General features: G+C 44.5%; 20 protein-coding genes. 5 read left to right on the top strand and 15 right to left on the bottom strand.

Translation table 11 applies throughout. The features are described 5' to 3' along the window. Nucleotides 1-46 precede the first annotated feature (46 nt). The 6 genes from addA to V3C97_RS00605 form a co-directional block, all read right to left on the bottom strand. A complete protein-coding gene (gene addA, locus V3C97_RS00630; RefSeq protein ID WP_338434264.1) occupies nucleotides 47-3,856 on the bottom strand; it encodes a helicase-exonuclease AddAB subunit AddA in 3,810 nt (1,269 codons plus the stop codon). Next, on the bottom strand, nucleotides 3,843-7,487 hold the full coding sequence (locus V3C97_RS00625) for a PD-(D/E)XK nuclease family protein (protein ID WP_338434263.1): 3,645 nt from the start codon (nucleotides 7,485-7,487) through the stop codon (nucleotides 3,843-3,845). Before V3C97_RS00625 ends, addA begins: the two co-directional genes overlap by 14 nt. 103 nt (nucleotides 7,488-7,590) lie before the next feature. Then, nucleotides 7,591-8,265 (bottom strand): type 1 glutamine amidotransferase, encoded by a 675-nt coding sequence (locus tag V3C97_RS00620; RefSeq protein ID WP_283590254.1) that lies wholly within the window; start codon nucleotides 8,263-8,265, stop codon nucleotides 7,591-7,593. Between the two features lie 497 nt (nucleotides 8,266-8,762). Further along, nucleotides 8,763-10,100 (bottom strand): C1 family peptidase, encoded by a 1,338-nt coding sequence (locus V3C97_RS00615; protein WP_268889198.1) that lies wholly within the window; start codon nucleotides 10,098-10,100, stop codon nucleotides 8,763-8,765. Nucleotides 10,101-10,158: 58 nt separating this feature from the next. Next, the gene (locus V3C97_RS00610; RefSeq protein ID WP_317294435.1) at nucleotides 10,159-10,578 is read right to left on the bottom strand and encodes an SDR family NAD(P)-dependent oxidoreductase; all 420 of its coding nucleotides are present in this window, start codon (nucleotides 10,576-10,578) and stop codon (nucleotides 10,159-10,161) included. Between the two features lie 104 nt (nucleotides 10,579-10,682). Then, nucleotides 10,683-10,973 (bottom strand): NAD(P)H-binding protein, encoded by a 291-nt coding sequence (locus V3C97_RS00605; protein ID WP_338434262.1) that lies wholly within the window; start codon nucleotides 10,971-10,973, stop codon nucleotides 10,683-10,685. A 169-nt stretch (nucleotides 10,974-11,142) separates the two neighbouring features. On the opposite strand from V3C97_RS00605, the gene V3C97_RS00600 reads away from it, so the two are divergent. The 3 genes from V3C97_RS00600 to V3C97_RS00590 are packed head-to-tail and all read left to right on the top strand — an operon-like array spanning nucleotide 11,143 to nucleotide 13,401. Next, entirely contained in the window at nucleotides 11,143-11,661 is a 519-nt protein-coding gene (locus V3C97_RS00600) for a TetR/AcrR family transcriptional regulator (protein WP_009553938.1), read from the top strand. A 2-nt stretch (nucleotides 11,662-11,663) separates the two neighbouring features. Beyond that, on the top strand, nucleotides 11,664-12,725 hold the full coding sequence (locus tag V3C97_RS00595) for an ABC transporter permease (RefSeq protein ID WP_027826631.1): 1,062 nt from the start codon (nucleotides 11,664-11,666) through the stop codon (nucleotides 12,723-12,725). A 4-nt stretch (nucleotides 12,726-12,729) separates the two neighbouring features. Beyond that, nucleotides 12,730-13,401: an ABC transporter ATP-binding protein gene (locus V3C97_RS00590; RefSeq protein WP_338434261.1), complete on the top strand. Its 672-nt coding sequence runs from the start codon at nucleotides 12,730-12,732 to the stop codon at nucleotides 13,399-13,401. A gap of 61 nt (nucleotides 13,402-13,462) precedes the next feature. On the opposite strand, the gene V3C97_RS00585 is transcribed toward V3C97_RS00590, so the two are convergent. Beyond that, nucleotides 13,463-14,428, bottom strand: coding sequence for a ribose-phosphate pyrophosphokinase (locus V3C97_RS00585; RefSeq protein WP_338434260.1), 966 nt, complete (start codon nucleotides 14,426-14,428; stop codon nucleotides 13,463-13,465). 639 nt (nucleotides 14,429-15,067) lie between these two features. Here V3C97_RS00585 and speC point away from each other — a divergent pair. Next, complete coding sequence (gene speC / locus V3C97_RS00580) at nucleotides 15,068-17,263, top strand: ornithine decarboxylase (RefSeq protein WP_009553942.1); 2,196 nt, start codon at nucleotides 15,068-15,070, stop codon at nucleotides 17,261-17,263. Between the two features lie 172 nt (nucleotides 17,264-17,435). Beyond that, nucleotides 17,436-17,594, top strand: a complete 159-nt coding sequence (locus tag V3C97_RS07810) for an ArsR/SmtB family transcription factor (protein WP_422392856.1) — start codon at nucleotides 17,436-17,438, stop codon at nucleotides 17,592-17,594. A gap of 85 nt (nucleotides 17,595-17,679) precedes the next feature. Here V3C97_RS07810 and V3C97_RS00575 read toward each other — a convergent pair whose 3' ends face one another. The 8 genes from V3C97_RS00575 to V3C97_RS00540 form a co-directional block, all read right to left on the bottom strand. After that, entirely contained in the window at nucleotides 17,680-18,423 is a 744-nt protein-coding gene (locus tag V3C97_RS00575; RefSeq protein ID WP_338434259.1) for a DUF1129 family protein, read from the bottom strand. A gap of 28 nt (nucleotides 18,424-18,451) precedes the next feature. Continuing rightward, the gene (ychF, locus tag V3C97_RS00570) at nucleotides 18,452-19,552 is read right to left on the bottom strand and encodes a redox-regulated ATPase YchF (RefSeq protein ID WP_338434258.1); all 1,101 of its coding nucleotides are present in this window, start codon (nucleotides 19,550-19,552) and stop codon (nucleotides 18,452-18,454) included. Nucleotides 19,553-19,602: 50 nt separating this feature from the next. Next, the gene (locus V3C97_RS00565) at nucleotides 19,603-19,788 is read right to left on the bottom strand and encodes a DUF951 domain-containing protein (RefSeq protein ID WP_216543732.1); all 186 of its coding nucleotides are present in this window, start codon (nucleotides 19,786-19,788) and stop codon (nucleotides 19,603-19,605) included. 19 nt (nucleotides 19,789-19,807) lie between these two features. Next, nucleotides 19,808-20,698: a ParB/RepB/Spo0J family partition protein gene (locus V3C97_RS00560; protein WP_338434257.1), complete on the bottom strand. Its 891-nt coding sequence runs from the start codon at nucleotides 20,696-20,698 to the stop codon at nucleotides 19,808-19,810. Beyond that, nucleotides 20,688-21,455, bottom strand: a complete 768-nt coding sequence (locus tag V3C97_RS00555; RefSeq protein ID WP_009553947.1) for a ParA family protein — start codon at nucleotides 21,453-21,455, stop codon at nucleotides 20,688-20,690. The genes V3C97_RS00560 and V3C97_RS00555 overlap by 11 nt, the downstream gene beginning before the upstream one ends. Before the next feature lie 14 nt (nucleotides 21,456-21,469). Further along, a complete protein-coding gene (noc, locus tag V3C97_RS00550) occupies nucleotides 21,470-22,306 on the bottom strand; it encodes a nucleoid occlusion protein (RefSeq protein ID WP_338434256.1) in 837 nt (278 codons plus the stop codon). A 10-nt stretch (nucleotides 22,307-22,316) separates the two neighbouring features. After that, nucleotides 22,317-23,057, bottom strand: a complete 741-nt coding sequence (rsmG, locus tag V3C97_RS00545; protein WP_338434255.1) for a 16S rRNA (guanine(527)-N(7))-methyltransferase RsmG — start codon at nucleotides 23,055-23,057, stop codon at nucleotides 22,317-22,319. A 193-nt stretch (nucleotides 23,058-23,250) separates the two neighbouring features. Beyond that, nucleotides 23,251-24,624: an MFS transporter gene (locus V3C97_RS00540; protein WP_338434254.1), complete on the bottom strand. Its 1,374-nt coding sequence runs from the start codon at nucleotides 24,622-24,624 to the stop codon at nucleotides 23,251-23,253. Nucleotides 24,625-24,708: the final 84 nt, after the last annotated feature.

The following is a 24,708-nucleotide window of genomic DNA, read 5'->3' as shown; positions in this document are numbered from 1 at the left end:
CCTCCTTAAAAATATTAATTTCATTCTAGCATGTTTTGCCCCCTCGCTACACCTCTACTGTTTCGCCTGTCTGCGTCAAATAGAGGTACTTGTGGGTTACTGGTGCAGCTACCATTTGTTGTAAAGCCAGTTGATAAAGGTTAAGTTGCCCCTGGTATTCTCGCTTCATTCGCTCGCTAAAGGCCTGGGCATCTTCGCCAGCAACCGCTCCTGCGTGGCTAGTGGCTGCCATATGTCCAAATGGATGGTTCGTCTTGTAGTCAAAAATCACCACTTCGTCCCCAGTGTCGACATACCCGTCAATGATCCCGTGAACCAGGATCGGCTTGCTAGCCGTTGCCGTGATGGCAAAGAGTTTTTCGGGTTGGATTACTAGCGAGAACGGAACCTCACGGAAAACTTGGTCTGGATGGGCTAGAACCAACTGGCCCACCGGGGTTTGATAGAAGTTAACGATCCCATCAAGATTAATCTGCGCAGCAACTTCTTGACTAAGCAGATTATCCTGGACTAACTGCTCACACATTGCTTGGACCCGGTCCTTGGTTACCTCCTGGTGCAGATCCATTTTTTGGAACAACAAGTGAGTTGCAGTCCCGATTTGGGCTGCCGATACCGGTTTGGTCATTGTTGGCATAAATGATGGCAATGAAAATTCATTGTCCAAATACCGATTAACTTGCCCATTTTTAGCTCCATCAAGGTTTTGCAGTCGTCCCATCCGTTCAGTATCTGGATCTTCAAATAGGCGCCGAATATCTGATACCGACTGAAAGGCAGTGGTCCGTGTCAAATCGAGTTGATCGTAGTGGTGGTTCAAAACTACCGCCATCTCTTTTAACATCTCGGGGCTGACATGCTCGTGTGCCGCCTCAATTTTGGTTGTCAACCACTGATCAACATCCGTCGGTTGCTCATGTTCAATCTGAGGCAATTGATCTGGCCCAACGAACCGGACACTGAAATCCGCCCCACTAGCTTGAACAAATGCTGGTTCAGGCAGGTTCGTATCAAGTGGGTAACCAAACTTGTGACTCCGAATTAGGCACATTCCTAGCCAATCCATCAAAGATGTTTGGGCTGCCCGTGCGCCGGCTGGCAAGACCAGTGCGTCGGTCATCGCTGCCCCCTGCCATTTTGTGAGCACTTTATCTTGTTTGTCATACGCTCCGATGATAAGCAACTTCTGCTCAGCCCGCGTCAACGCTACGTAAAGGAGCCGCATCGCCTCAGCCCGGTTTTTCCGTGCAATCCTATTCTGCGCTAATAGTTTAACCAGGGAGTCACTCTTGATGGTGGCCGTGTTGGCAACGCCTGGAATCTCAGGATCAGTTAATGGTTGTACATAAGTTAAACCAGCACCTTCGGTTGGGGTAAAGATCACACTTTGGCGCTCATCCGTGAGGTTGAATTGATGGGTAGCATCGAAAAGGACTACAATCGGAAACTCTAGCCCTTTACTCCCGTGAATAGTCATCACTGTTACCGTATTGCCAACGCTCTGTGTGGTTGCCGCGTTAAGATCATCATTATTTTCTTCCATCCGTTCAACAAAGCGAATAAATTGGAAAAGTCCTTTGAATGATGTCTTTTCATAGGCTGCTGCGCGATCATACAGCGCATGCAGGTTGGCTTGGCGTTGTGGTCCCCCAGGCATCCCAGCTACATAATCAATAAAGCCTGTCTGATCATAGATATCCCAGATTAGATCAGCAATCGCCTGCTGGCGGGCGAGGTCACGCCAGGTAGTCAGCTGCCGCATAAATTGGTCGACGCGCTCCCACAACTCGTGGTGCAGCTCATCGTGAGTTTGCCAATACTTGGTCAATGTCGTGTAATAATCACTATCCCTTTGGGTCAATCTGATCCGGGCAAGGTCATTTTCCTTAAGTCCCACAATTGGCGAACGCAAAACTGCTACTAATGGGATATCCTGCCGGGGGTTATCAATGATTTTTAGCAACGAAACCATGATTCTGATTTCAGTTGTTTGGAAATAATTAGCCGCATCATTGACATATAAAGGAATGCCCGCCCGACTGAAGTAATCCATAAGTGTATTGTTGTTGCCACGCGTCCGCGTCAAAATAGCGATATCACTATAAGTAACTGGTCGCATCTCACCTGTCTGGCGGTCAAAAATCCGGTGGCTACCATTACACAATTCTTGAATCTTGGCAATCAATAATTGCACTTGCCCCGTCACCTTATCCGGAACAGGTTCTTCTGTCGCCCCATCCTGTTCACAATAGAGCAGGATTTCGGCTTGGAGGTCCGCCACATCGGCAGGGAGCGCCTCAGGTTGGGTTTGAGGATAATATTTCGCCCCAAACTTTAACTGTGCATTAGTGTCATAGTCCATTTCCCCTACTTGTTGGTCCATCAGCTGACTAAAAATCAAATTGGTAAAGTCTGCTACATTTTGTACTGACCGGAAGTTCTCAGCCAGGATCACCCGTTCATCGTCATTGTCAGTCTGGGCATAGCGGTGGTATTTATCCAAAAAGAGCTGGGGTTCAGCCGAACGGAAGCCATAAATTGACTGCTTAACATCTCCCACCATAAAAAGGTTGCCAGACTTAGTTCGGGCAAAGCTCGTCAGGATTGCTTCCTGGAGGTGGTTAGTATCCTGATATTCATCGATCATGATTTCCGCAAACTGGTTACGCATACTGGTTTGCACATCTTCATTCTGTAAAATTTGTAAGCTTAAATGTTCCAAGTCATTAAACTCTAGCAGGTGGCGCCGCCGTTTCTCTTGGGCATATGCATCCATAAATCGCAGGGTCACTTCTGCCAGTTTATTAGCTAAGCGGTAGCAAGCATGTAAGGTTTGCCGAACGGCTTGTTCGTCTTCCCCAAACCACCGGGTACTGAGATTTTTGAGGGTCTTTTTAACATCGTCAATCAATGCCGTGATCCGTTTCTTCTCTTGAACTGCCACAGGATCAAGGTTCCGCCCATAATATTTCTTAGTGAATGTAAAGGCCAAGCGTGCTTGAATGGTGGCATACTCTGGGTCCGAAGCGGCCAAAGTAGCCAGAACTTGGCGCAAGTGAGCTTGATCATCGGCAATCTTAGCAGCTGCTTTGTCAAAACCATTGTTTTCAGCAATTGTCTGTGCCAAGGTCAAATTGCTAGCTTGTTGCTCTAATTCCTGTTGTACCAAAGGAATGATCCCCTGCCGAAATAGTTCCATCTGGCCTAAACCTGCTTCAGGGACCCGGTAGGCCTGGCCCAACTTTTGGAGCCATTCCTGAGGGTGTGGCAAGGACAACGATTGACGATAAGCCCGCAGTACAATCGTTGTCAGACCTTCGTCATCACGGTCATTGGTAAAATTATCGGCTAATTCTTTGAAGGACGCACAGTCGGGTTCAGCCGTGTCCTGCCCTTGATAATAAGCCTGGTAATACTGCTCGCGCACGTCTTCCCACACATTTTCCATTAACATAGTCTGTTCAGCCGTGTCCGTCAACATCCTGAAGCCCGGATCAAGGTTGATAACATAGTAGTAGCGACGGATGATTTGCAAACAAAAAGCATCGATGGTGCTGATATTAGCAACATTTAGTTTTACTAATTGTTGCCGGTAACGGCGCACTTCGGCTGGCGAAGCTGTTTGCAGTTCTTTTTCGAGTGCCTTTTTAATCCGGTCGCGCATTTCAGCGGCCGCTGCTTCGGTAAAAGTTACGATTAAAAGCTGGTCGATATCAGTTCCTTGCTTAATCTTTTCGATCACCCGTTGGACTAAAACCCGGGTCTTCCCAGACCCAGCTGAGGCAGCCACCAGGATGTTTTGCCCCTGGTCAAAGATTGCCTGTTTTTGTCCCGGTGTAAAATTAATTTCTGCCATTGTTGTCCCCCTCTTGCTGTGCATTATTTAATAGCTCTAAGACTTCTTGGAGTCGCAATTCTGGAATTGGGCGATAGTTATTCTCAGGTAACATCTCGTCAAATTGCATAATCGCCTTGTAATCAGAGTATGCAAGCACACTTGTATTGTCAGTAAAGCGCGCCGGAGCCAAACTAACATCTCCGGCAAAAATCCGTTGGGCAGCCGCTACAATCAGGTGTTCATCGTGGGCCACCAACTGGTTGAGCTGGTCAAGCGTTAACAAAGTATTGGTAGTCGGACTGCTAGAGGCGAACTGATAATCGCCTTCCTGCTGTGCTTTTTTCCGTTTAACCGGATAAATGCTAGAATTAGCAGCTTTAGTCGCATCCCCCGCTAGATCCTGATCCAAAGTCAACAAGAAATCTTGGTCGTTGACCAACAAGCCGTTTAATTTGTGTTGCTTAAAGATTTCCTGACTACTATTCTTCTTGAGAACTTGAGCTTGATTCAAATTAGGACTAAAGATCCGCATATACAAAGCACCGGCTGGTTCAAACCGTTGGGTTGGTGGTAATGCTTGGGCTTCGCGCTCTAAAAAGGCTAAGTATGTTAATAATTGCAACATAATACCAGCATATGCTTTACCATAGCTAAACCGTTTATCGCTAGATTTATAATCAATAATTGTCCGGTAGCGTTTATTATTAGCCACCAATTCATCGATGCGGTCAACTTTTCCCCGTACGTTGACGCGGTAATCAGCCTGGTTTCCCACAGCAAAATCATATTGTAGCCCTGGCCGACTATTGGTATCTCCTAATTGACCATACACGACCTCTGTTCCAATTGTTTTGACTGGCGACTTAGTCCGGGATTGACGCACCGTCCACCCCATATGTGCAATTGTCCCGTGGATTTTATCCCCTAAATACCGCATCCGGTGCGAACTCTGTAAAATGCGAAACTCATCCCGGTGTTGAATGTCATCCATAATCGCAGTCATCATCCGGTCAAATTCGGTTGCACTCAGTTCAGCCAAAGTTTGGCCAGCCTGTGCTAAGCGGTCAAAAAGTTCTTGCAATGCCAAATGGAAAATCGTCCCCCGAATCGTAGTTGACATTTCCAATACTTCCCGTGGTTGCAGTTGCAGTCCATATTTCAAGAAGTATGAATAAGGATTGGAGTAGAATTCTTCTAGCTGTGAAATAGAAGTGTTCAGTACCAACTTATTGTCTTGTTTGCTAGCATAGAGCTCTTGAGCTACTATTGGCTGCAAATGTTCTGGTGAATTGTGGTATGTCAACCCACCTAAGAGCTTGTGGGCTAGTTTGGCCCAATGTGGATCTTTGGTTAAAACATTATAAACAGCCTGCCAGCGGTCAGGTAACGGCTGATTTTCTTGGAGGGCGTGCCGAGTCACCCCAGCTAAATTGGTCAAAGTCAAGCGGGGGGCGCCAACATAGTCAGCAATTGCCCCCGTAGTTACGGGTGGGATCGTTGCTACTTGCCGAACTGGTAAAGTAAAGTGTGTGACGATCTGCCGTAAATATGGCGATGGGTTAACTGTTTTTTCACCATCAATATTGGCGGGGTAAGATAGATACAATTGCTGGTTGCCCGACATAAAGGCCAAATAAGCAATAAACGCTTGATCAAGCATCGCATACTCACTGCTTGGTTTAAGTACCTGGTTATCTGCTAGCAATGGGGTTAAGAGGGCACGATCTTGGTCAGTTAGTAAGTCGTCTTGTTTGATAATTTCTGGCATGACCCCTTCACACAGCCCAAGTATGAAAGTCACTTTTTGTTCATTTAGTTGGGCTAACAATGCGTCTGACACAAGTACCTGGTCTAACGTAGCTGGAATTTGCCCGTAGCTAGCTCCTTCAAACCCACTTTGCAGGATTTCAAGAAAGTTGTTGGCAACAAAGGGCTGCTTTCCTAAAACTTCGTTATATTCTTCGACCATTCTAATCAACATTTGCCATACTTCTTTGGGACGGGAACTTCCCACTACATCCCCTGCTTGGTGGGCTTGTTCTTGGAGTTTTTGTAGCTGAACCACTACTCCGTTTTCCACTAAGAACGTGATTAGTAATTTAGCCGCTTGGGTCCCCGTTTGGGCGTGGTCTAACTGTTTAAAGAAAGGCGGTAGTGTCTGCTGAATATAATGTCTGATAAAGTTGATCTGATGTTCAACTTTCTTTTCACTAGCAAACTGTTCCCGTCCCGCCGTTGTCTTGCGATAAAAGAACTTCCAGTCCTCTTTTTGTAACCAGTCACGAGCACCATTGAAATTATATTTAAGGATGGCATTCTCCGTAATATCCAGAAGCTCCCTAAATTTATGCCGACTCATATATTCATTTTCGGCATCTGGGTCGCGGGGGAGTAGCAACTCTGTCTTCAATAGCCGCATCATATCCTGGTATTGATAGTTGTGTTCCTTAATCTGAAATAAAGCTGTCAACAACTCCACTAGCGGGTGATTACTCATTGTTTGGCGACCATCAATAAAGGCCGGAATCTGTGCCTGCTGTAATAGTGGCTGGATGACTTCTTGGTAGGCTGTCAGGTCCGGCGTCAAAAGCACAAAATCGTTATAATGGTAACCTTCACGCGCTACCATCTGGTGAATCTTGTTAGCAACAAATCTCACCTCGGCGTCCTTGGTCGCCGCTTGAACTACATGCACAGCTGTCCCAATATCATGCACTGCGTTATTGGTTTGGCCCGTATTACTCTTTATCCAATAATCCTCCAGTCCGAGGAGGCCTGGTGCGGTGATTCGAGGCTGTTGAACTGCTAAATTCCGTACGGCTACTCCTTTTGCCCGTGCCAACTGGTTAAGCCGGAAGTATGTCCGCCCTGTCCGTAGATAGAAGGAACTAGGGTCAGGTAGCTTTGAGGACGGTTGATCTAACACAAGCGCCACAAACACTTGCGCTGCTCGTTGAAACAGCACTTGAAGCACTTGTTCTTCTAAAGCATTGTAACGGTAAGCTTTATCAAGGAAAAAATAAGTATGACTCAGGTCTGCCTGAGTAAAATATGCTGCCAAAGCTGTTAAAACGGCTGCATTATCAGTATATTTACCTTGCAAATAATGTTCATATTCTCGATATACTAATGCCAAATCGGTTAGTTTTGCTTGGAGGTCGGCTTGCTGGCCCACATCTGGGGCTACTTGCGGGATCAGCTCTTGAAGATCTGTACTACTGATGTTAGCAGCCCGCAAATCGTTCATCTGTGTTACCAGTTTAGCCACAAACCCCGGTTGATTTTTTTCACCCCGAAATAGGCGCAGGTCATCCCCTTTATCTTGCAAAATTTTGGTCACCAGCATGTTGGTCCCAGCCTGGCTCAAGCGGGGCACCTGATAAACTGGTTGGTCCTTGAGAAAATACCAAGCTAAACGGGTGAATGAGTAAACTTGCACCTGGTTTGTTGCAAATGTCGCCTGCCGCTCAACGCCTGCTTGTTGCCGTAGCATATCCAGTATTTTAACTTCTGTCCCAAACTTAACGTGATCAGGGACGATAAAATAAAACTTCCCTTGTGGGTTCGCTTCTTTAAGCGCCAGCATTTGCTCCAGCAACTCCTGCTGGTGGTCTTGTGACGCATTGCCAAGAATAAAAGTAAGCCCCATATTATTGCCTCCAAATCATAATTGTCCATGACTCATTTTAGCAGAAAACAAAAAGGAGCTGCGGCGCGATCACTAAAAGATCACTCCGTCAGCCCCTAAAGGGTTATTTTTGTGACACTAAGTAGTCTAATAACTGGAACATCACTTGTCGATTTTGCGCTGGAACGCCATGAGCAATAATTTCTGCTGCCGTTTGGTGCAGATCATTATTGTCATCTGGATAAGTAGCATCGTTAATGGCAATTTCGCGCACATTATCCAACGCTGGTTCAAAATGAAATTGTAAACCAATTACATTATCTTTCAACAAGAAACCCTGGTTGGCAACCAGATCACTACTGAATAGCAACTTTGCTCCCGTAGGAATTTCAAACATTTCTTGGTGCCAATGCAATACTTCCACCGTTGCTGGCAAGCCCGGAATCACGTCAGTTTGCAAATAGACCGATGCCCACCCAACTTCTTTATGTGGAGCCGCATGTACCCGGGCTCCCTGAGTATAAGCAATCTGTTGGGCCCCAAAACAAGCGCCAAAGAGCGGTTTATTTTGGGCCAATAGTTCCCGAATCAAATCTCGCTCCGCCTTGACCCAAGGTAAATCATCGTTGGGACTTTGGGGACTACCCAAAATCACTAGCATATCTGTTTCGTCTGCTTGAGGCAACCGGCCAAAGGTCGCCGGATGATAAATGTACACTGCGTGTCCATGTGCATGGGCCCAATCTTGAATAGTCCCGGGTCCTTCATTCGGCGTATGCTGCAAAATATTAACTCTCATGTAAGTTTTCCTTTCCAACGACGGCAAAGTTTATCCGGTTTCGCCTGCAAATACCTGAAATTATTTTTAATATAAAGCATACAAGAGATAGTTGACAAGCAAAAAATAACTATGGCTGGATCTTGGCAGCAGAATATGTTTCCTTTCGCAAACAAGCTAGGTTTCATGTCCAAATAATTTAAGCAGTCATTATCTTTTCTCCGCCTACTTTTTCTAGCTGACACGATATATTAAAAAATATGTGCTTTTCAAAAAGGCTTAAAACCAGGGTTCTTCTCTTGTGAAACGCGCATATTTTACTATATGCCGTGTCATAATTGCTACCAGAGCAAATCTTCATTTCAACTGTTGGTAAATAAAATTCCTTTTTGGCAAAATCTGGATATAAAAAGAACGAGGCTGAGAGAAAATAAAGTTTTCTCCCAGCCCCGTCGCTCTTTACCAATATTAGTTGCAAAGATCCATCATATTTTCCTGTCAGTGCTTAACCCAACAGCCTATTTCAATGAGTCCCAAGGTGCCAATGGAATAGGTTCTTGGTGCAACAATTCCTTTTGTGCCGGGGTCAGGTACTTCTTGTTAATGATCACTTCATACATATAATTATCAAACCATTTATCAGTCATAATGAAATATCCCGCTTGCCCAGGCTTGTCACCCCACGAGTTTTCAACTTTCCATTTCGTTGGTTGATCTTCAACCAGATCAACGCCTGTCATCGTCATTGCATGGGAAACTTCCCCCTGCCCGCTGGCGAGCCGATCCTGTTTGGAGAAACTCAAATCCACCCCAAAGAGTTCATCTTGCTTGAAGAAATCTGGGTCTAAAATCCCGGCCTTACGGTCAGAATCCGCGCCCACATCACATCCAAACCAAGCTGTCTCACCCGCTTGTAGCTGCGCAATTGTCGCCTGCTTTAACGCTGCTGTATCCACAATTACGAATTGGTTCGTCCGACCACCAGCAATATAATCTTGGCTTGGAAGGGAATATACCTTACCTAACTCGTGGTCCGGTGCGTCTGTCAAACAAACATAATCATTAAAGTCAACTTTAATGTACTTGGCATAGAATTCCTGTGGAGTTAGGTTCCGCACAATGTGGTAGTTGTTATCCTTGTCTCGGTATTCGAAATCAAATTTTTCAACTGGTTTACCAAAGGCAAAAACTAACATCCGGTAAACCTCACTCAAAAAGGCCTGTTTTTGTTCAGCAACTGCAGCCGGAGTTTGACCGGCAGCTATCATTCGCCGTAAAAACATGGCATCGCGCCGAAGCTTCCATTGCAGGGTTGTATTTAACCCGGCAGTGTTAGAGCTGGTAAAAGTTTCTTCCATCGCACTCTTGGGCACCAGTCCGTACTTTTCAATCAATGCTACCGCATTGGACCACTGCCCGCCGTCACTGTCATTCCAGCTCAGGTTCCACTGGACTAACCGATCGTTAAGGGGACGGTCGGCTGTAGCAATGATCCGTTCATAAAATGCATTAGCCTTTTCAAGCCGATCATAGAAAGCATTGTAGTTTTGAGAAAACTCGAAGTCTTTCAAGTTTAACTCTTGTACTAACTGATGACGCAACGTATTCAGGGTTGCAAACAACCAGCAACGTCCTGATTGCTTCTGGTTGGTAACCTTGCCAGTCTTAACTTCAACTGAAAAGACATGGTCCAGATGTTGCTTAGCCGCAAAATTCTTGCTAGCTTCGACCACTCCAGTGTTTTGAACTGCTCTGGCCAACGGCTCTGCTCCCGGATACGCGGCTAATTCCTGTTCGTACCGTGCTAGGTCTGCAGCTGTGATCTGAGCTGACACTGGCATTGATTCATTTTCCATTCTTTCACCACTCCCGCTAATTTTGTTCGATTATACCACAAATCAAGGAGGAAACTTTTTATTCTACTGGCCAGTCAATACTTTGACTCAAAGCAACGTTACGGTTAATTTCTTCTACCAACGTTCCGATTTTTTGCTGGAGGGCGCCTAAAGACCAGTTGCCCAGATACAGTCGCCGCGGCATTTCTTCCATTTGAGCCAGGGTAATGATTGCCTGGCCGACCAATTCAGGGTCCCCACTTTGGTTGTGATTGAGTTGGGCCAAGCCGGCCATTGTTTGCCGTACCACCTGGTATTCTGGCAGTTGCTTTTGGGGCCGTTTCATCGAACGGTCATCCAAAAAGTCAGTGCGCACTCCGCTAGGACCAACAGCAGTTACCTGGATCCCAAACGGTGCTACCTCATCAGCCAACGCCTCACTCATCATGATGACAGCCGCTTTAGTTGCCGAATAAATAGCTTGTCCTGGCCCGGTCACTGTGCCTGAGATTGAAGCAATATAAGCAGCCGGTAAATTAGCTTCGGTCCAGCCTACCAGTGGTTGAGGTACTTCTCCTTCTGTCCCCGCAATTGTAGCCCCGATCAGTGGGTAACTCCTACCTGCTTCATCGCGTTAATGATTGTTTGAGTTGCCTGAGCATCAGACATCGCATTTAAATAAACTAAGTCAACGCCTTGCAAGGCCTGCATTAGTGCCTTTTGGTTTTGGAAAGTCCCATCAACCAGGCTAACCCGATCTCCTTTTAACGCAGCCAGACGGGTACTGATATTCCGCCCATATAAGACAAGTTCCATGTCCGTTTCGGCCAATAGCCGTTGACTAAATTGACGCGCAATTTGTCCAGCAGCCCCTAAAACTAAAATTTTCTTCATAATAGTTTCCTCCTGATTATTAATTTGTATGCACATGCATATATCATAAGAACACTTACTTTTTGTCAACCCTCCCACATTTTAGTTGACACCGTGTCACTTTGTGGTATTCTTGATTTTAAAAGTGACATCGTGTCACATAGATGCTAAAGAATACAGGAGAGAAATTATGCCTAGTTCGACTTTTTTAAACCTACCCACACCGAAAAAGGACCGGATCATCCATGCTCTGGTCACAGAGTTCTCGCACCATCCCCTGGCCGATGCTCAAGTAGCCCCCATCGTTAAAGAGGCTGCGATCGCGCGCGGGGCTTTTTATAAATATTTCACTGATTTAAATGATGCTTATCACTTTGTTTACCAACTAGCAATCCAAACAATTCATCGCACCATTCCTGCTCCGCCAGTTGCACACTCAGCTGCCACCTATACTAACTTTACCCGCTCCTTCCTTGAACAAGCGGTAGCTAGTGAATACTTTTTATTTATCAAGAACCATCTTTTATTTAATGAACAAAATGTCTCCACATCAGTACCACTAGATTCTGATGCAAAAACATGGGCTGCTGCTACCCTGAGCCATGCAGCCCTGCGCGAGGCTATTGCCACATCGGATTCTGCCACTCAAGCGTTGATTTTGACCCGACTTAATACAGCCTTAAAGCACTTATTTTCAGAGGAGGATTGACTATGTTTTTAGCATTAAAAGAATTACGCCACGAAAAACTCCGGTATGGGCTCGTTATTGCAATGATTGCCCTAATTTCTTATATGATTTTCATTTTAACCGGTCTGGCTTCTGGTTTAGCCAACCAAAATACCGCTGCCATTGATTCATGGCAAATCAAAAAGATTGTCCTCAACAAAGATGCTGATACCAACCTACGTCAATCCCTTCTAACTAACCAAGAAGTCGCTAAAGGAACACAAAATCACCAGGTATCTGTTATCGGTCAGGCAACCATTGTTGCTAAACGTCCGCACCATGCCAATATCTCTGGAACTTTTATCGGGATCAATCCTAATCAAGCTCTTGCCTCCCAGATAAAGATCACTACTGGTCACCAGCTGCGTGGAAAATACCAGCTAGTGGTCGATGATAGCCTGGCAGATAAAGGTCTGAAAATTGGCGACCAGTTTACCTTTAACTCTGATCCACAAAAATATACTATTGTTGGCTTTACTCATAACGCTAAGATGAGTGTTACACCCGTCATTTACGGAAACATTGCTGCGTGGGCTAATATTCGCCAATTACCAGCAACTTTTGGTGGCAGTGCACTAGTTAGTTCCCACAAAAACCTCCCGGCTCCATCTGCCAACTCGAAAACATACCCTGTTGCTGACTTCATTGCAAAATTACCGGGATATGCGGCTCAAAATAGCACCTTCATTTTTATGATTGGTTTTTTACTAGTGATCTCACTCATTATCATCGCTGTTTTTCTATACATTATTACAATGCAAAAGTTACCCAACTATGCGGTTCTCCGAGCTCAAGGGATTCCTGCCCGCTTGCTGGTTACTGCCACTTTATTGCAGGCTGGTTTGCTCACTGTAATCGGACTTGTTATCGGAACCCTTTTAACATACGGAACAGATTTGGCTTTACCAGCTGGTGTCCCCGTGTCATTTGACCTCCCCCTACTAGGTTTAGGGGCACTGGGGCTGCTCTTAATGGCCTTCCTTGGGGCACTGATCCCTGGTCGTGTAATAGCTAAAGTCGATCCAATCACAGTAATTGGAGGTTAATTTTATGACAGCAATTCATTTACACAATATCAATAAGTTTTTTGGGTCTGGGTCCGCACGTGTTCATGTGCTAAAAGATCTTGATTTTCAAGCTGAATATGGTGAACTAGTGCTTATCTTAGGTCCCTCTGGTTCCGGCAAGAGTACCTTTTTAACGATTGCCGGTGGTCTGCAAACACCGTCCACAGGTACGGTAAGCATCGCAGACCAGCAAATCGATCAGTTAACTCCCCAACAGCGGGAACAAGTTCGCCTGAATAAAATTGGCTTTGTTCTCCAGTCATCCAGCTTAGTGCCTTACCTTGATGTCGCTGATCAGTTTGCTCTAGTTGACCGAGTCAAAAGAGGGAATCTTTCGCCACAAGAACTGGATCGCTTGTTGAAACAACTAGGCATTGCCGAGCTCAAGCATAAATTCCCGGAGCAGCTATCTGGTGGGCAGAAACAGCGGGTAGCAATCGCACGGGCATTATATGCCGATCCAGCAATCATTTTAGCTGATGAGCCAACTGCTGCTCTTGACAGTCCACGGGTACGTGAAACGGGTCAACTTTTACAGGCCGTTGCACATCAGCAACACAAGGCAGTAGTAGTGGTAACTCACGACCTGCGCCTCAAAGATTTTGCCGATAAAATTTATACATTGAATGATGGAAAATTAACAATTACCCGATAAACAAAAAAGCGGGGAGCACATTTTTCGTGTGCTTCCCGCTCTATTATATTTATCGCAAGAATTAAACTTCGTGTTGTTCAAATAGACTATCGACCGACTGATTATGGTAAATCAGCGAAATTGCTTGAGCAAATACTGGCGCTACGGATAACACCTTGAGTTGGTCGAATTGCTTTTCTTCCGGAATAGCAATCGTGTCTGTCACAATCACTTGCTTGATATCAGAATCACGCAAGCTTTCTACAGCTTTGCCAGAGAAAACAGCGTGTGTTGCGCAGGCATAGATATCCTTGGCATTAGCCATCTTCAATGCTTTGGCCGCATCTGTCATCCGAACACCGGTATCAATCATATCATCCAGGATGATGCAGTTCTTACCGGCAACGTTGCCAATAACCGTCTGATCATGAATTGTTTCCAGAGAATTCTCATCCCGCTTATCAATAATTGCAATTGGTGCTTTGAGTAGTTGGGCCATGTTCCGTGCTTTCTTGGCACTGCTATGATCTGGCGCAATCACCACAACATCCTTGTCGAGACCAATCTTCTTGAAATAATCCACTTGGGTAAAAATTGCCAGCAAGTGGTCGACTGGAATATTGAAGAAGCCTTGGAGCTGACCAGCATGCAAATCCATAGAAACTACCCGATCAGCACCTGCTGTTTGAATGAAATTAGCCACCATCTTAGCGGTGATCGGTTCCCGTGCACGCGCTTTCCGGTCTGCCCGTGCATATCCATAATAAGGAATCACAACATTAATTGTTTCAGCACTTGCGCGCCGCAAAGCATCGATCATAATCATCAATTCCATGAAGTTTTCATTAACTGGGTCAGAAATTGATTGCACAACGAAGACATCCGCTCCCCGGACACTTTCATCAATGTTGATTTGAATTTCACCATCGCTAAAATGCTTAACTGAAGCACTGCATAGATCTGCTCCCAATTCGGCAGCAATCTTTTGTGATAATCCTGGATTTGAGTTCAATGCAAACAGTTTTAAACTAGCAGTATTATTTTCCATAATGCCCTCCAATATATAATCCTACTGTCCCTATTATAGGGTAAAACGATTGATTAGTAACTATCTTTCCATGAAGTTATCCGATAAAAATCATCTGGTAAAAATAATTTAAAATTCATTGGGGGGCAAATTAGCACCTTTCTCATTGAAATATAGTAATTATTTAACTATTAATAACAGATTATGATTATATAATATGAACATACCTAAGTTGTCCCCTTCCCGTTCAAGCCACTTTAGACGGGTAAATTACAAACATTTCGCTTTACAACTTTCTTATTTAAATCGAAAAAGATTAATATTTCATATATAAACAGTAATTAGTTATATTTGATCCACAAAGCCCCCTAGTTCCGCAATAATTCGCATCCGCCTTTTTATACACATTCTCATTATTGTCTCAGTTGCAAACATTCCCTTTTTCACTTTTAAAGTAACCGTTACCTTTACTTATACGACGGCATTTGTTCCCATTAATTTTTAGTTCTATTTTTTTATTCTTTTAAAGAAAAATAAGGATGATTCCGCCTTGATTAAAATCAATAATGGTTTATACTAGATTATGTATTCAAGTTGAATTCGGTTACATCACATAGTGTGTTGTAATTACGGATTTACATATTTTTAGGAGGTTTTATGATGAGTTCTTCTCTTAAAATTGCTTCGACTCAAGAAGCGCGTCAATATTTCGATACTGACCGCGTTGTTGTCGATGCTGTAGGCTCTGATTTTACTGATGTCGGTGCTGTTATCGCAATGGATTACGAAACAGATGTCATCGACGCTGCTGATGCAACTAAGTTTGGTATTCCTGTTTTTGCCGTAACTAAGGATGCCCAAGCTATCAGTGCTGATGAGCTGAAGAAGATTTTCCACATCATTGATTTGGAAAACAAATTTGATGCTACTGTTAACGCTCGTGAAATCGAAACTGCTGTTAACAACTACGAAGACAGCATTTTACCACCATTCTTCAAGTCATTGAAAGAATACGTTAGCCGTGGTTTAATCCAATTCGACTGCCCAGGTCACCAAGGTGGTCAATACTACAGAAAGCACCCAGCTGGTCGTGAATTCTACGACTTCTTCGGCGAAACTGTCTTCCGTGCAGACTTATGTAACGCTGACGTTGCCTTGGGTGACTTGCTGATCCACGAAGGTCCTGCTGTTGCTGCTGAAAAGCATGCTGCACGTGTTTACAACGCTGACAAGACTTACTTCGTTTTAGGTGGTTCTTCCAACGCTAACAACACTGTAACATCTGCTTTAGTTTCTAACGGCGACTTGGTATTGTTCGACCGGAACAACCACAAGTCCGTTTACAACTCAGCTTTAGCTATGGCTGGTGGCCGTCCTGTTTACCTCCAAACAAACCGTAACCCATACGGCTTCATCGGTGGTATCTACGACAGCGACTTCGATGAAAAGAAGATCCGTGAACTGGCAGCTAAGGTTGACCCAGAACGTGCTAAGTGGAAGCGTCCATTCCGTCTGGCTGTTATCCAATTAGGTACTTACGATGGTACTATCTACAACGCACACGAAGTTGTAAAGCGTATCGGTCACCTTTGTGATTACATCGAATTCGACTCTGCTTGGGTAGGTTACGAACAATTCATTCCTATGATGCGTAACTCTTCACCATTATTGATTGATGACCTTGGTCCAGAAGATCCTGGTATCATTGTTGTTCAATCAGTTCACAAGCAACAAGCCGGCTTCTCACAAACTTCACAAATCCACAAGAAGGATAGCCACATCAAGGGTCAATTACGTTACTGTGACCACAAGCACTTTAACAACTCCTTCAACTTGTTCATGTCTACTTCACCATTCTACCCAATGTATGCAGCATTAGACGTTAACGCTGCTATGCAAGAAGGCGAAGCAGGTCGCAAGTTATGGCATGACCTTCTGATTACTACCATTGAAGCTCGTAAGAAGTTGATCAAGGCTGGTTCAATGTTCCGTCCATTCGTTCCACCTGTTGTTAACGGCAAGAAGTGGGAAGATGGCGACACTGAAGATATGGCTAACAACATTGACTACTGGCGCTTTGAAAAGGGTGCTAAGTGGCATGCTTACGAAGGCTACGGCGACAACCAATACTACGTTGATCCAAACAAGTTCATGTTAACTACACCTGGTATCAACCCAGAAACTGGTGACTACGAAGACTTCGGTGTTCCAGCTACTATCGTTGCTAACTACTTACGTGACCACGGTATCATCCCTGAAAAGTCTGACTTGAACTCTATCTTGTTCTTGATGACTCCAGCTGAAACTCCAGCTAAGATGAACAACCTGATCACTCAACTTCTTCAATTACAACGCTTGATCGAAGAAGATGCTCCATTGAAGCAAGTTCTTCCTTCAATCTACGCTGCTAACGAAGAACGTTACAATGGCTACACTATCCGTGAACTTTGCCAAGAATTGCACGACTTCTACAAGAACAACAACACGTTCACATACCAGAAGCGTCTCTTCTTACGTGAATTCTTCCCAGAACAAGGTATGCTTCCATACGAAGCTCGTCAAGAATTCATCCGCAACCACAACAAGCTTGTTCCATTGAACAAGATCGAAGGCGAAATCGCCCTCGAAGGTGCTCTTCCATACCCTCCAGGAGTATTCTGTGTAGCACCAGGTGAAAAGTGGTCAGAAACTGCTGTTAAGTACTTCACTATCTTACAAGATGGTATCAACAACTTCCCTGGATTCGCTCCAGAAATCCAAGGTGTATACTTCAAGCAAGAAGGCGACAAGGTTGTTGCTTACGGTGAAGTTTACGATGCAGAAGTTGCTAAGAACGACGATCGTTACAACAACTAATAACTGCATTGCCTGATTAACAGGCAGGAAAAAACCGGCGTTATGCCGGTTTTTTTGTTGCACAATTTTTCTTTTTTAATTTGATTGTCAATAAGTAAGTTTTATCCCATGATAGTTCCATGACTATTGAACTATTAAAACAAGACCAATATCTCGTCAAAATTTTTAAGCACTGGCAGAAGTTAAACGGATTGAAATCATCCGTTATCTCTACCACCATCAGGGAGCTCACTCATGTGGTGAAATTGAAGTCTCCCTAAACATGAGTAAGTCAAACCGTTCCTACCACCTTAAAATCTTACAGGAAGCAGGGATAATTAATGATCCGTAATATTCGTTCATAAGCGCTTCCCCACACAAAAACGCCCAGCAGGTTTCACATCCTACTGGGCGTTTTTAATATTATAGCTTTACTTTTAGAAAATATTTGGTCGGAAGTTGAATTTCTTCTTCATGAAGAAACGTACAAAGTACCCGACTGTTGCCAGGATAAAGTAAACGATTCCTGGCAATGGTGGGTTGATTGACTGTGGTATTAGGGAAATGATAATGAACATGAAGAGCCACATTACCACCAACGTAGCCAATGCCGTTGTGATCTTTACCCATCCTTTGGTATTGTACTTAGACAAACTAGTTGTAAAGACTGCCATGGTTACCCCAGTAATCACAGAAATCAGCACAACTGTCAACCAACCACTGCTTGCAGCTTGGGCTTCTTTCTTACTGAACAAGCCAATCAACGCAAACATCAAGCAGAACAAGGTAAACATCATTGTCCCGTTATCTAGGGCTGCTTCCAGGAATGTCTGGTTCACTCCATTACCACGCTTAACTTCCTTTTTCTTAGGACCATTCACGATTTCATCAGCCTTTTGGCTCACTGGGCCATACAGCTTAACAGCAGTGATCCCTTGCTTTTGTTTTTCTTGAAGTTCAGTCATCATTGCTCCGATGACTTCATCTTTTTTAGCTGGATCATAGTGCATTTCATCCAATGCCTTGTCCAACTTATACATATAATCTTCGTTCTTATTGGTTAAACCTGCATACCGATCCAAGCGTGCTTGGGTTTGTTGTAATTCCCGCTCTGCTTGCCGCTTCTTCCGCAATGCTTGTGTTTCGGCATTTTTTTCTCTTGCTGTCTTTTCTTCTGCCACGATCAGTTCCTCCTATCACTCTCTGCCACTAAACGTTGAACCGGAATTCAATAATGTCACCGTCTTGGACCACATAGTCTTTACCTTCTAAGCGTAACCGGCCTGCTTCACGAACTGCTTGCATACTACCGTACTTGTTCAAGTCTTCAAAGGACACTACTTCGGCCCGAATGAAGCCCCGTTCGAAGTCAGAGTGAATAATACCAGCTGCTTGGGGAGCTTTAGTCCCATGTTTAAAGGTCCAGGCCCGTGTTTCCTTACCCCCGGCAGTAAAGAATGTTTCCAGCCCCAACAACTTGTAAGAAGCCCGAATCAAGCGGTTCAAACCTGGTTCTTCGACTCCTTCCATTTCCAAGAATTCAGCCTTTTCATCGTCGTCCATTTCTGCAATTTCTTCTTCAGACGCTGCAGCCACTCCGATCACTTCGGCTCCTTCATCCTTGACATGTTCCTTGATCGCTGCCATATATTTGTTGCCGTCTGGGTTAGCCATATCTTCTTCAGCAATGTTGGCAACGTATAAAACTGGCTTTGTCGTCAGCAGGAATAACCGCTTAACGATCACTTTTTCAGCATCACTAAATTCAATGGTCCGGACACTCTTTCCGGCTTCCAAAACAGGCTTGATCTTTTGGAGAACAGCCAACTCTGCTTTAGCTTCCTTATCTGGCCCCTTAGCTGCCCGTTCAACTTTAGCCAAACGCCGGTTAACAGCATCCAAATCTGCTAAAACTAATTCCAGGTTGATCGTATCAATATCATCAATCGGATCTACCCGTCCAGTAACGTGAGTAATATTATCATCATCGAATGCCCGCACTACGTGAACAATGGCATCAGTTTGGCGAATGTTTTCCAAAAACTTATTCCCCAAGCCTTCACCCTTGCTAGCACCCTTTACGATCCCAGCAATATCAGTAAACTCAAATGTAGTGTGCACGATCTTCTTAGCTGGCACGATTTCATCAATCCGTGCCAAGCGCTTATCTGGCACCTCAACCATCCCCACGTTTGGATCAATAGTGGCGAACGGATAGTTGGCCATTTCAGCCCCCGCTTTAGTAATCGCGTTAAATAAAGTTGATTTACCAACGTTTGGTAACCCAACAATCCCTGCAGTTAATGCCATGTTTTATTTCACTCTTTCCTTACTTATTTAGCTTGCTTCTTAACTCCGGTTTAGTCCTGAGCCTTTTCTAATACCCGCTTCAGTCGTTTGTCAAACTGCCGCCGGGGCAACATTACCAACCGCCCACACTGGGTACATTGAATCTTAATGTCCATCCCCATCCGGATGATTTCCCAGCGGTTGGCACCACATGGATGGGGTTTTTTCATCTCAACAATATCATGGAGTTCATACATCAGCTTGTCCCCCTTAACTCTAATCCAGATGGATCCCCAAAACATCCATAATGCGGTTGAAGTCATCTGTTGACAAGTAGTCAATTTCAATTTTTCCCTTGTGTCCCGATTTACTATTCTTGATAGCAACCTTCGTCCCGAACTTCTCGCCTAAGAGTTGTTCGCTTTGCCGGTAATATTGCTCATATGGATTGGCTTTGGTTTTACTCCGTTTCTTTGCTGGTTGCTTACCGTTAGCCTTTTGAACCAATTGTTCTAATTGACGAACAGTTAACCCTTCTGCGACCGTTCTTTTAGCTAAGGCTACCAATTTTTTCTGGTCTTTAACCCCCAGCAACGTCCGCGCTTGTCCCATCGACAATTGCTCTTTTTGAAGCATCGTTTTAACGGATGCAGGTAGGCCCAAGAGCCGTAGGTAGTTAGCAATATATGGTCGCGACTTTCCTAGACGTTGTGAAACTTCATTTTGGGTTAGATTCAGTCTTTCCATCAACGTCGCATATGCTTGGGCTTCTTCCAACGGTGTCAAGTCTTCCCGTTGCAAGTTCTCCAAGACAGCCACTTCCATCATTTGTTCTTCGTTGAACTCACGAATGATCGCTGGAATAGTTTTCTTTTGTACTAGCTTAGAGGCGCGGAAGCGACGTTCCCCAGCAATAATTTCATAACCCTTAACTTGTGACTTACGTACAATAATCGGCTGGAAAACCCCATCTTTTTTAATCGATGCCGCCAATTCTGCCAGCGCTTCTTCGTTGAAAGTTTTCCGTGGTTGGTAAGGGTTCGGCCGGATATCAGCGATCGCTAACTCCAGAACCTTTTCATCATCCGCCGGATTTTCTGCGTCAACATCCTGGAAAAGAGCTGCAATCCCTCGTCCCAAGCCGTGGTTATTCTTTTTATTCGTCATGAGCTGCAAGCACCTCCTTGGTCAAGGACCGATACTGTTCTGCACCCTTGGACTTTGGATCATAATCAATGATCGCCATCCCGTGTGATGGAGCTTCAGATAAGCGTACGTTACGTGAGATTACCGTCTGATATACCTTATCTTTGAAATAGTTCCGCACTTCAGCCACCACTTCATTTCCCAGGTTAGTCCGTGCATCTAACATAGTCATCAAGACCCCTTCAATCTTCAATTCTGGATTGAAGTGCTTCTGAACCAGGTGAATCGTATTCATCAACTGGCTCAACCCTTCCAAAGCATAGTATTCTGCTTGAACGGGAATCAAAATTGAATCACTAGTTGTAAACGCGTTGATAGTCAGTAAACCCAGTGATGGGGGACAGTCGATCAGAATATAATCGTATTGATCTTTGATCGTTGCCACTGCATCTGCTAACCGCTTTTCCCGCGCCATCTGCGAAGTTAATTCGATTTCTGCCCCCGACAACTGGATCGTTGCTGGCACCACATCGTAGTTTTCCCGTTGCGTATGCTTGATCACATCCGCGATCGGAACTTCATTGACCAAAACGTCATAAATATCTTGGTCAATATCTGCTTTGCGTACTCCCAGGCCACTAGTAGCATTCCCCTGGGCATCCGTATCAATTAATAGTACTTTTTTTCCTGCTTCCGCCAGGCAAGCTCCCAAGTTTACACTGGTTGTAGTCTTGCCGACGCCACCTTTTTGATTTGCAAATGCAATAACAGTTCCCACAGTTGCCATCCTTTCTACTTTCCCGCTGGTTTATCAACAGGAATATCAATGATAATCCGCCGAAAACCTTCGTGTTCTTCCTCAACGGTATGGATATCCAAGCCGGTATCAGTAATCATTTTGACTGATTTCCGGATTGTATTGACCGCCAGCCGCGGATCACTTGTCTTCCCACGAATTGAACGCTTCTTCTTGGTCCGCTTAGGGCGTGGCTTCTTATAAGTACTGACTACTGCTTCAGTTTCCTTAACTGAAAGATGTTCAGCCAGAATCTTTTTCATCACCGCTACCTGGGTCGCTTCATCCAATCCAACCAAACACCGCCCGTGGCGCTCAGTCAACTCCCGCTTGAGCATCACCCGTTGAACTGCTGGTGCCAAACGCAACAAGCGCATCTTGTTGGCAACAAATGATTGGCTTTTGCCGATCACTTTTGCCAATTCTACCTGGGTCATCTGGTTGAGCTTCATCAGCCGTTGGTAGGCTTGAGCCTCTTCAATTGCAGTTAGTTCTTCCCGTTGGAGATTCTCAATAATCGACATCGAGGCAGATTCACTATCCGTCATCTCTTTGACTAAGGCCGGAATTTTTTCCCAACCTAAATACGAAACGGCTCGAAAACGTCGTTCCCCCGCAATGATTTCATAGTGTTCTGGTTCATACTCGCGGATCACAATTGGTTGCAATAACCCGTGTTTTTGGATTGTTTCCGCCAACTCCTGAATATTTTGTTCACTAAATTCTTTTCGGGGTTGATAACGATTCGGAACAATTTGCGCTACTGCTATTTCCTGCACGCTCTTTGTTTGATCAACCTCTTCTTTTTTACTCTTAAAAAAAGACCATGCCATACTGTCACCCCTAGTTTTTTTCTGGTGCTACCAACGGTTTACGGGCAGGTGTACCAGCTTTACGTGGATATTGCCGTGGTGTCGGTTGAACCTTGGATACTATCACAATGTGCCGCTCATCGCCTGTTTGGGGCAAAGTCATTTGCTTATCAGCTTCGATTTTACCGCCTAGTTTGGCAATTGCATACTGGGCATCATGGAGTTCATCAGGGGCTTTTTGGGCTTTCAATGCCACAAATTGCCCCCCTACTCGCACGAGGGGTAAACAAAACTCACTCAGGACACTCATCCGGGCCACTGCCCGTGCGGTTACCAGGTCAAAAGTTTCCCGACTAGCACTCTTTTTACCCCCAAATTCTTCTGCCCGTGCATGAACAAGCGTAACATCCGTTAACCCTAATTCATCAACCAGCGTTTGAAGAAAGTTAATGCGCTTGTTTAAAGAATCAATAATCGTCACCCGCAACTGCGGAAAGGCGATTTTTAACGGGATTGACGGGAAACCTGCTCCCGCCCCAACGTCTGCTAAACTGAGCGCTTGGGTTCGTATTTCAGGTACTGCAATCGCAGCCGTCAACGAATCATAAAAATGTTTCAAATAAACTTCACTTTCTGCTGTGATGGCAGTCAAGTTAACCTGCTCATTAGTCTTGACCAGCAACCGATAGTACAGCGCAAACTGTGCCATTTGTTGCTCAGTCAGTATGATCCCTTGTGCTGCCACTGCCTGTTGAAATTCTTCTGGATTCATAGTTTTTTCCTTCGTTATATTTTTGTGAAACACAGTGCTTCCCAATGTTTCACACACTGTTATAAGTATAAGAAACTTAGCTAGGAAATACAAGCCACCACCCTAGAGAAATCAAGTATCTCTACAAAAAAATAATGGGAAATTCACTCGCTTTTTTTGCCAGCAAATTTCCCATTATTTACGCTTTACTCACTCACGCCGTTCGTTGTTCTTTAATCATCAAAGCCAGAATCAATCCGACTAACTCTAATGCAAAGAAGAAGCCAAATGCGTATCCATATCCTGCTTTTTCCATAGTTGTATGCCCTGCATATGTAACTAGCAACATCGCTAAAGCAACCCCTAAACTACCTAATATTTGTCGCATCGTTGTCGTCACAGCCGTCCCGTGGGGAATCAGGTGCTCTGGTAAAGAGTTGGCGCCTAAAGTAGTTGCAGGCATCATTACGAAAGCATTGCCCCCTTCAATCAAGCATGCCAGCAAGATCATGCTGAGTAAGTGTAACTGCTGCATGAAGATTTCTAAGCCAGCCCAACCAGCTAAAATCATTACCATTCCGATCAACAACGTCCGCTTCATCCCTAATTTACCAGTCAAACGGCCAGTCAATGGATTGAGAATACTCAATAAGATAGCTGGAGGAACTAAAGCTAAACCAGAAACTAATGGTGAATACCCCAGTACATCTTGATAAAACATCGGGTAGAGTACTGTTGTGACGATTAGTGAGATATAGGCTAACCCCGTCAGGAGCATCCCAATATCAAAATTACCATATCTAAGCACTTTCAAGTCCAACATCGGTTTAGGGGCAGTGAGGTTACGCTGGACAAAGAGGGCCGTTAAGATTGCACTTATGACAAACTCTCCGCCCAGCCAAGGGGACAAAGTCCGACTGCTCCCCCAGCTATTGATGAAGTATAACAAGCCCACCAAACCAACTGAATATAACACAGCCACAAAATCTAACTGGTATTCGTGTCGTTCAACTACATCGCGCATGCTAAACAATGACATGATAATCAAGATCGCAATAATGATCATAAAAAGCCAAAAGAGATTTTGCCACCGCATATAATTAAGTACGATCCCTGAGATGATTGGACCACATGCTAATGCGGACCCCAATACCAGGCCAACAAACCCCATCGTTTTAGCACGATTTTTCCGGGGCGAGATTAAGAGTAAGACTGCTTGGAAAGTTGTAAACCGAATTCCCACAGCCATTCCTTCGAGGAGACGCCCACCTAGAGCCCACCAAAAGTTGTGTGCAAAAACAATTAACAGTGTCCCCAGTTCGAATAGAATCATTACCCCTAAATAGAGTGCTTTGAAATTAACATTATTCATCAACCACGGACTAACTGGCATCATAATACACATCATCAACATAAAACCTGTAGTCAGCCACTGAATCGTTGGGGCACTAACATCAAAATACCGCATCAACGTTGGATAAGCAGTTGACAATGATGATTGACTGATCGACATCGTAAACGACCCCATTAATAAGGTAAACATGAAAGTCATTCGCTGTCCTTTTGTCATTGCAATCTCTTCATTCATGAACAACATCTCCCTCTTAAGACAGTACTATTATAGTTTTAATTAGAAAAATTGTAAACTACTTGTAACTACTTGATTTAACCC

This window comes from Ligilactobacillus saerimneri, from assembly GCF_036689625.1.
In the GTDB taxonomy this organism is placed as follows: Bacteria; Bacillota; Bacilli; order Lactobacillales; family Lactobacillaceae; genus Ligilactobacillus; species Ligilactobacillus saerimneri.
This window is presented reverse-complemented; position numbering and strand designations above follow the sequence as displayed.